Raw genomic sequence first — 7,124 nt, 5'->3', positions numbered from 1 at the left:
ACACGATGAAGACGTGAGAACCAGCCATCCGGCTGCCACTCGCAAAAACATGCTTGCCGAACGCGACGTGCTTGGCCGGTCTGGTGGTCAGAGCGGGGTGATCAGAACCCGATCCCATCTCGAACTCGGCCGTTAACCGCCCCAGCGCCCATGGTACTGTGTCTCAAGACACGGGAGAGTCGGTCACCGCCAGACCTGCCAAGCACGTACACCTTCCCTCGACACGATCCGGATCGCGCCTTGGCGCGGGGTGGAGCAGCCCGGTAGCTCGTCAGGCTCATAACCTGAAGGTCACAGGTTCAAATCCTGTCCCCGCAACCAAACCAAACGAAAAACCCCGCTCGGCATCGCCGGCGGGGTTTTTCGCTATTCAAATCACGCGATCGCAAGCATCGACCCGGCCTGGCTCGTCGCGCCGAACCGCACTGATGGAAGCGCCCTCACGTCGATCGTGACCGATCCCCGGACAGCCGGGGGCAGGGGAGGGGGCCTTCCCGTAGGACCCATCCATACCGTCATTCACGGCGTCGTTGCGTCGTGCGGCGCCCGCTCGGCGGGGGCACAGATTCCCTTCAGGGCGGTCCACGCGTCGACCGGCAGGATTCGTCGCCCGGATGCGCCGGGACCGGCGAGTGCGCGGATCGTGGCGGCGCGCTCGGCGGTGAGGGGGTGGCTGCGCAGGAGGTCGAGGTTTCCACGCGGTCCGTCATCGGCGGCGATGCGCTCGAGGATGTCGGCCAGGGCGGCGCCGTTGCCGCCCGCGCGCGTCATCAGGTCGACCGCGTAGGCGTCGGCCGCCCGTTCGGCCTCGCGGCTGTAGCCCGCCGAGAGCGCCGCCTCGCCGACCGCCACGATCACCGTCGAGCCGGTGAGGTCACCGAGCACGAGGCTCAGCAGGAACGAGGTGCCGGAGGCCCGGATCAGGGCGCGGGTCGGATCGCGCGCCCCGACATGGCCGAACTCGTGGGCGAGCACCGCCGCGACCTCGTCCGGCGACCTCGCCCGCCCGATCAGGCCCGAGAGGAGCATCACCCGGTCGCCCGGCAGCGCCAGGGCGTTCGCCATGTCGTGGCGGCGCACGCTCACCGCGAGGTCCGCCGGCGGCGATCCGTCGGGGCGCCGCACCGCGACGAGCCGGGCGACGAGGCGGTCGAGGGCGGCGCGCCCGGCCTCCCCGGTGCAGGCCGGCGGATGTCCCAGGGCGCGCAGCACCTGCGGCTCGACCACGGCGCCGAGACGTGCCTCGACGGCATCCGGCACCAGCGGGACCAGCAGGCGTGCCACGTACGGCACGCCGAAGAGCGCGACGAGCAGGACCGAGATCCCGGCGGCGACCGACCACAGCACGAGGCGCGCAATACCGCCCGCTCCCGCCCGCCGATGCAGGTCCGGGCAGCGCTCGGCCAGGGCGGCGGCGAGCGCCGCATCCGCGAACTCGACCCGGTCCGGCGCGTGGCCCGGGCCGACCCGCATCAGCGGCGGCGCCGCATCCGCCGCCCGGAGGTCGAGCGGGTCCCAGTCCTTCGCGACGGCGCGACCCGTGACCCGGAACCGGTCGTCGAGCCGCAGGCGCACCGGGTGCGGGCGCGCGCTGAAGCCGTCGAAGTAGCGGCCCTCGGCCTCGACGGGGGAGGCCTGCGGCGGCGGGTGTCGCACCGCTCAGAAGCCGATCTGGAGGGCGCCGCCGACATCGAGCGCGTCGGCGAGGCCCTCCTGCAGGCCGCTGCCGGCACCCCGGGCCGAGGCGAGGATCGCCGCGAGCTCGTCCGGATCGACGACCGTCAGGCTCGTCGCGACCGCGGCCCAGAGCCGGGCCTGCACCAGGCGGACATAGAGCACCGCCAACAGGGGCGCGCCGCCGAGATAGGCCAGGACGACGGCCCAGTGGACCACGCCGATCCCCGCCTGCTGCGCGGCCAGGGTCAGGAGGCCGACCCCGAGGCCCAGCGCGAGCAGGAGGCCGACGAGCGCCGCCGCGTAGCGGAGATAGGCCGCGTAGAAGGTGCGGGCCCGCAGGGTCGAGGCGAGACGCACGCCGCCGAGGCGCAGGGCGTTCGCGAAGGCCCGGGCCTCGCGGGCGCGGTAGTACGGAAACAGCAGGAACGCCGCCGGGAGGCAGACCAGGGCGGCGACGAACAGGGCGTTCGCGAGGTGGCCGATCGTCGTGCCCGCGTAGGCCGGGTTGAGGATCGTCTCGCCCGCCTTGCCGCCGGGCTTCGGCACCATCAGGTCGGCCGGCAGCGAGAAGTCGGAGGCGGCCAGCAGCGCGACGCCGAGCCCGATCGGTATCCCGAGACCGACGACGTACAGCAGCAGCCACGGCCCCAGCACGCCGCGGCCGCGCGCCACCGAGCTCAGCCGGCTCGTGCCGACCAGGGTGTGGCCGACGCGGTAGCGCTCCTGGCTCGCGCGCATGAACGGGAAGGCGAGCCCGAAGCTCAGGTAGACGAGGAGCCACCAGCCCGCCGCCCGGGCCGCATAGGCGAGGGCCGACCCGTCCTGGCCGAGCCGGATGCCGCGCCACAGCGTGCGCATCGCCCGGTAGCGGCGTCCGCGATAGAGCGCGTATTGCCCGAGCACGAACAGGGTGACGAAGGAGATCGCGACCGAGAGCGGGGCCAGCGCCGGGACCGCGAGCGAGATCGCGAACAGGCCGAGATAGATCGGCACCAGAAGCGCCAGCGCCACCAGGAAGCCGAGGAAGAGTTCCTTGCCGGTGCCGGTATACTCGGCCGGCGACCCGTCGACGGCGGTGCGGCTCCAGAAGTAGCGCCGCAGGTCGGTGACGTACCAGAAGCGGTAGATCCCGAAGGTCACGAGCGAGAGCAGCACGCCCTTGAGGGCGAGCCGGGTCAGGCCGCCGAGCCGCGTGTCGAAGGTCACGGGCGCGCCTCGCGCCGCGGGGCTTCGGCTCGCTTCGATCATGGTCGGATTCATCCTGCCTCCCGGCGTCGCGGATACGGGCGTGTGCCGCATCTTACGCAAGGAGAGGTGAAACGCCAGGAGGGGTTGTCGGCCGTCTCGACGCGTTCACGCCAGGGTCGCACGCCCCGTCGCGTGCCCACGGGCGCGCACCCGCGGGCGGAGCCGGATCACCGGCCCCGCCACCGGAGGACCGAGCGGCTCAGCCGGCCGCCTCACGCTCGGCGAACACCGCCTTGGCGGCGAACAGGCCGTTCAGCGCCGCCGGGAATCCGGCATAGACTGCCATCTGCATGAGAATCTCGACGATCTCCTCGCGGGAGAGACCAACGTTCAGTCCCGCCGCGATGTGCACCTTGAGTTGCGGGGTCGCGTTGCCCATCGCGGTCAGCGCCGCGATGGTGGCGATCTCGCGGGCGCGCAGGTCGAGGCCGGGGCGGCTGTAGATGTCGCCGAACGGGAACTCGAGCAGGTAGGTCGCGAAATCCGGGGCGATGTCGGCGAGCGAGGCGACGACCGCCTCTCCGGCATGGCCGTCGATCTCAGCGAGCGCCCGGCGTCCGCGTTCCAGCCGGCTGTCGCCGGCCCGATGGTCCTGTGTCATGCGCCTGCATCCTCTCGGCGGTGCCAGCATAGCCGGCGATCTTGGTGTCGAGGACGAGAAGGCAATCCTGCAGCTCGGCGACGTGAGCGCAGACGCGCGCGCGGTGCCGTTCCAGCATCTCGCGGCGCTCCGCCTGCGTGGCAGGGCCGTCGTTTCGCAGGGCCGCGTAGCGCACCATCTCCCGGATCGGCATCCCGGTCGTCTTGAGACGGTCCAGGAAGGCGATCCAGGTCAGGATCGACGCGTCGTAGTCACGGTGGCTCGACCGGTTCCGGTCGGCGTAGGGGAGTAGCCCGATCCGCTCGTAGTAGCGGAGGGTGTGGGCGGTCAGTCCCGAACGCGCGGCCAGTTCCCCGATCCTCATGCGCACCTTCTCGCCACGACGCATCCGAGGCTAGAGGTTCGAGCGCGCTCGAAGTCAAGCGGCGGGCGGGTGGTGCGATTCCGGCCTCACGTCCCGGCGGGAGCGTGACTGGGAGCGTGCCCTTCGCCCGTCTTCTGCGGCCGGATCCGGTACCAGCCGACGTAGAGCGCCGGCAGGAAGAACAGGGTCAGGAAGGTCGCCGCGATGATGCCGCCGATCATCGCGTAGGCCATCGGCCCCCAGAACACCTCGCGGGCGATCGGCACCATGCCGAGGCTGGCGGCGGCCGCGGTGAGCAGGATCGGGCGCATGCGGTGGCAGGTCGCCTCCACCACGGCGTCCCAGGGGGTCATGCCCTCGGCCTCGAACTCGTCGATCTGAGTCACCAGGATCACGGCGTTGCGGATGATGATGCCGATCAGCGCCAGGATGCCGAGGATCGCCACGAAGCCCATCGGGGCGCCCGACGGCAGCAGCGCCGCGACGACGCCGATCAGGCCGAGCGGGGCGACGCTCGAGACGAGGAACAGCTTCTGCACGCTCTGGAGCTGCACCATCAGGAAGAAGGCCATCACCAGCAGCATCACCGGCACCACCGCGGCGATCGGGCCCTGGCCCTTGGCGGCCTCCTCCACGGCGCCGCCGGTCGCGAGGTCGTAGCCGTCGGGCAGCTCCGCGCGGAACTGCGCCACCGCGGGGGCGAGCGCGTCGACGACCGTCGGCGGCTGGGTCGCGTCGGTGATCGAGGTGCGCACCGTGATGGTCGGCATCCGGTCCCGGCGCCAGACGATCGGCTGCTCGAGGTCGTAGTGGATCTTGGCGAAGGCGAGCAGCGGCACGGTGGCGCCGCCGGCGGTCGGCACCTGCAGGCTCTGGAGCGTGTCGACGGAGCGCCGCTCCGGCCCCTGCGCCCGGCCGACCACGTCGACGAGGTAGATCGCGTCGCGGACCTGGGTGATCGTGGTGCCGCCGACCACGCCGTTGAGGATGCCGGCGATGTCCTGCGAGGTCACGCCGAGCTGGCGCGCCTTGTCCTGCAGGATCTCGACCCGCAGGACCTTGCCGGGCTCGTTCCAGTCGAAGGTCGGCAGGCCGACATGCGGGTTCTGCGCCACCAGGTTGGCGAGCTTCAGCGCCTGCGCGCGCACCACCTGCAGGTCGGGGCCGCTGATCCGGTACTGGATCGGCCGGCCGACCGGGGGGCCGAGGTCGAGGGGATGGATGAACACGTCGGTGCCGACGAAGTCGCGCCGGGCCAGCGCGTTGAGCCGCGCCATGGTGCGGTCGCGGGCCTCGAGCGACACGGTCTCGATCACGATCTGGCCGAAGAAGGCGTTCGAGAGCTGCTGGTCGAGGGGCAGGTAGAAGCGGATCGCGCCCTGGCCGACATAGGAGCTCCAGCGCTTGATCTCGGAATCGCCCTTCAGGGCCTCCTCGAACCGGTCCATCTGCGCCTTGGTCTCACTGATGCTGGCGTTCTGCGGCAGGGTCATGTCGACCAGCACCTCGGGCCGGTCGGAGGCCGGGAAGAACTGCTGCTGGACGTGGCCCATGCCGACGACCGCGGCACCCAGCATCCCGACGCAGGCGGCCACGGTGATCCAGCGGAAGCGCATCGCCGGCAGCAGCAGGGCCCGGAAGCCGTTGAGCAGGCGGCTCGGCTTCTCGTGGTGGCCCTTCATGGTCTTCGGCAGGATCTTGACGCCGATGAGGGGGGCGAACAGGACCGCCACCACCCAGGAGACGAGGAGCGAGGCCGCGATCACCACGAACAGCGAGTAGGTGTACTCGCCCGCCGCCGAGCCGTTGAAGCCGATCGGCAGGAAGCCCGCCACGGTGACGAGGGTACCGGTCAGCATCGGGAAGGCGGTCGAGGTATAGGCGAAGGTCGCGGCCTTGTGCAGGCTGTCGCCGGCCTCCAGCCGCGACACCATCATCTCGACGGTGATCATCGCGTCGTCGACGAGGAGGCCGAGCGCGATGATGAGGGCGCCGAGCGAGATGCGCTGCAGCGTGACCCCCATCACCTCCATGACGACGAACACGATGGCGAGCACCAGCGGGATCGAGAACGACACCACGAGGCCGGCCCGCATCCCGAGGCTCAGGAACGAGACCACGAGCACGATCACCACCGCCTCGACCAGCGCCTTGGTGAAGCCGCCGACCGCCTCCTCGACGATCCTGGGCTGGTCCGAGACGAGGTGGATGCCGACGCCGACGGGGAGCTCGGCCTCGACCTGGCGCATGCGGGACTTCAGGGCCTCGCCGAACTCGAGCAGGTTGCCGCTCTGCTGCATGGCGATGGCGAGCCCGATCGCCGGCCGGCCGTTGTAGCGGAAGAGCGCCTCGGGCGGGTCGGTGTAGCCGCGCTCGATCTCGGCCACGTCCGAGAGGCGGAAGAAGCGGTCGTTGACCCGCAGGTTGATCGCCTTCAGGCTGTTCTCGTCGGTGAACTGCCCGCCGACCCGCACCGAGACCCGCTCCGGCCCGGCCTGGATCACGCCCGAGGGCGCCACCGCGTTCTGGGCCTGCAGGGTCTTGATCAGCGATTGCACGTCGACCCCGAGGCCGGCGAGCTTGCGGGTCGAGAAGCCGAGATAGATCACCTCGTTCTGGGCGCCGATGATCTGGGTCTTGCCGATGCTCGGCACCTTGATGATCCGGGTGCGCACCGTCTCGACGTAGTCCCGCAGCTGGCGCATCGACAGCCCGTCGGCCGTGAAGGCGTAGACGTTGCCGTAGACGTCGCCGAACTCGTCGTTGAAGAACGGGCCCTGCATGCCCTGCGGGAAGGTACCCTTGATGTCGCCGAGCCGCTTGCGGACCTGGTAGAACAGCCACGGGATCGTCTGCGGCGGGGTGGTGTCGCGCAGGTTCACGAACACCGTCGCCTGGCCCGGCGTGGTGTAGCTCCGCGTGTAGTCGACCGCGCCGATCTGCTGCAGCTCCTTCTCGATCCGGTCGGTGACCTGGTCGAGGGTGTCGCTGATCGTGGCGCCGGGCCACACCGCCTGCACCACCATGGTCTTGATCGCGAAGGCGGGGTCTTCCTCGCGGCCGAGCTTGCGGTACGACATCGCGCCGGCGACGATCGCCACCGCCATCAGGAACCAGACGAAGGAGCGGTGCGACAGCGCCCATTCGGAGAGGTTGAACGACTTCATCGGGCGCGGCCTCGCGCTGAAAGGGGTCTGGAAGGCGGGCCGGGTCGGGCCGCGCGCGAAAAAAAAT

5 protein-coding genes, 1 tRNA gene and 1 rRNA gene are annotated in these 7,124 nt (G+C 70.7%); 2 read left to right on the top strand and 5 right to left on the bottom strand.

Annotated features, from left to right (window positions below; all coding sequences use genetic code 11):
- Positions 1-79: 79 nt before the first annotated feature.
- Positions 80-195: ribosomal RNA gene (gene rrf, locus BMX97_RS21045) — 5S ribosomal RNA — on the top strand.
- 49 nt (positions 196-244) lie between these two features.
- Positions 245-321, top strand: a tRNA-Met gene (locus BMX97_RS21040).
- A 198-nt stretch (positions 322-519) separates the two neighbouring features.
- Here the strand turns inward: BMX97_RS21040 and BMX97_RS21035 are convergent.
- The 5 genes from BMX97_RS21035 to BMX97_RS21015 all read right to left on the bottom strand — a co-directional run bounded on the left by BMX97_RS21035 (position 520) and on the right by BMX97_RS21015 (position 7,057).
- Positions 520-1,656, bottom strand: a complete 1,137-nt coding sequence (locus tag BMX97_RS21035) for a M48 family metallopeptidase (RefSeq protein WP_091753223.1) — start codon at positions 1,654-1,656, stop codon at positions 520-522.
- Between the two features lie 3 nt (positions 1,657-1,659).
- Complete coding sequence (locus tag BMX97_RS21030) at positions 1,660-2,937, bottom strand: YjgN family protein (protein WP_091753222.1); 1,278 nt, start codon at positions 2,935-2,937, stop codon at positions 1,660-1,662.
- A 187-nt stretch (positions 2,938-3,124) separates the two neighbouring features.
- On the bottom strand, positions 3,125-3,526 hold the full coding sequence (locus BMX97_RS21025) for a carboxymuconolactone decarboxylase family protein (RefSeq protein WP_091753221.1): 402 nt from the start codon (positions 3,524-3,526) through the stop codon (positions 3,125-3,127).
- Complete coding sequence (locus BMX97_RS21020; protein ID WP_091753220.1) at positions 3,465-3,890, bottom strand: MerR family transcriptional regulator; 426 nt, start codon at positions 3,888-3,890, stop codon at positions 3,465-3,467. Before BMX97_RS21020 ends, BMX97_RS21025 begins: the two co-directional genes overlap by 62 nt.
- Positions 3,891-3,976: 86 nt before the next feature.
- The gene (locus BMX97_RS21015; RefSeq protein ID WP_091753219.1) at positions 3,977-7,057 is read right to left on the bottom strand and encodes an efflux RND transporter permease subunit; all 3,081 of its coding nucleotides are present in this window, start codon (positions 7,055-7,057) and stop codon (positions 3,977-3,979) included.
- Positions 7,058-7,124: the final 67 nt, after the last annotated feature.

It is taken from the genome of Methylobacterium sp. ap11 (assembly GCF_900110515.1).
Classification (GTDB): domain Bacteria; phylum Pseudomonadota; class Alphaproteobacteria; order Rhizobiales; family Beijerinckiaceae; genus Methylobacterium; species Methylobacterium ajmalii.
Note: the sequence above shows the minus strand (reverse complement) of the source record. Positions and strands in the feature narration are given on the sequence as shown.

Coding starts and splice junctions, on each gene's coding strand:
- BMX97_RS21020 (WP_091753220.1), bottom strand. CDS start 3,890: ATGAGGATCGGGGAACTGGCCGCGCGTTCGGGACTGACCGCCCACACC.
- BMX97_RS21030 (WP_091753222.1), bottom strand. CDS start 2,937: ATGAATCCGACCATGATCGAAGCGAGCCGAAGCCCCGCGGCGCGAGGC.
- BMX97_RS21015 (WP_091753219.1), bottom strand. CDS start 7,057: ATGAAGTCGTTCAACCTCTCCGAATGGGCGCTGTCGCACCGCTCCTTC.
- BMX97_RS21025 (WP_091753221.1), bottom strand. CDS start 3,526: ATGACACAGGACCATCGGGCCGGCGACAGCCGGCTGGAACGCGGACGC.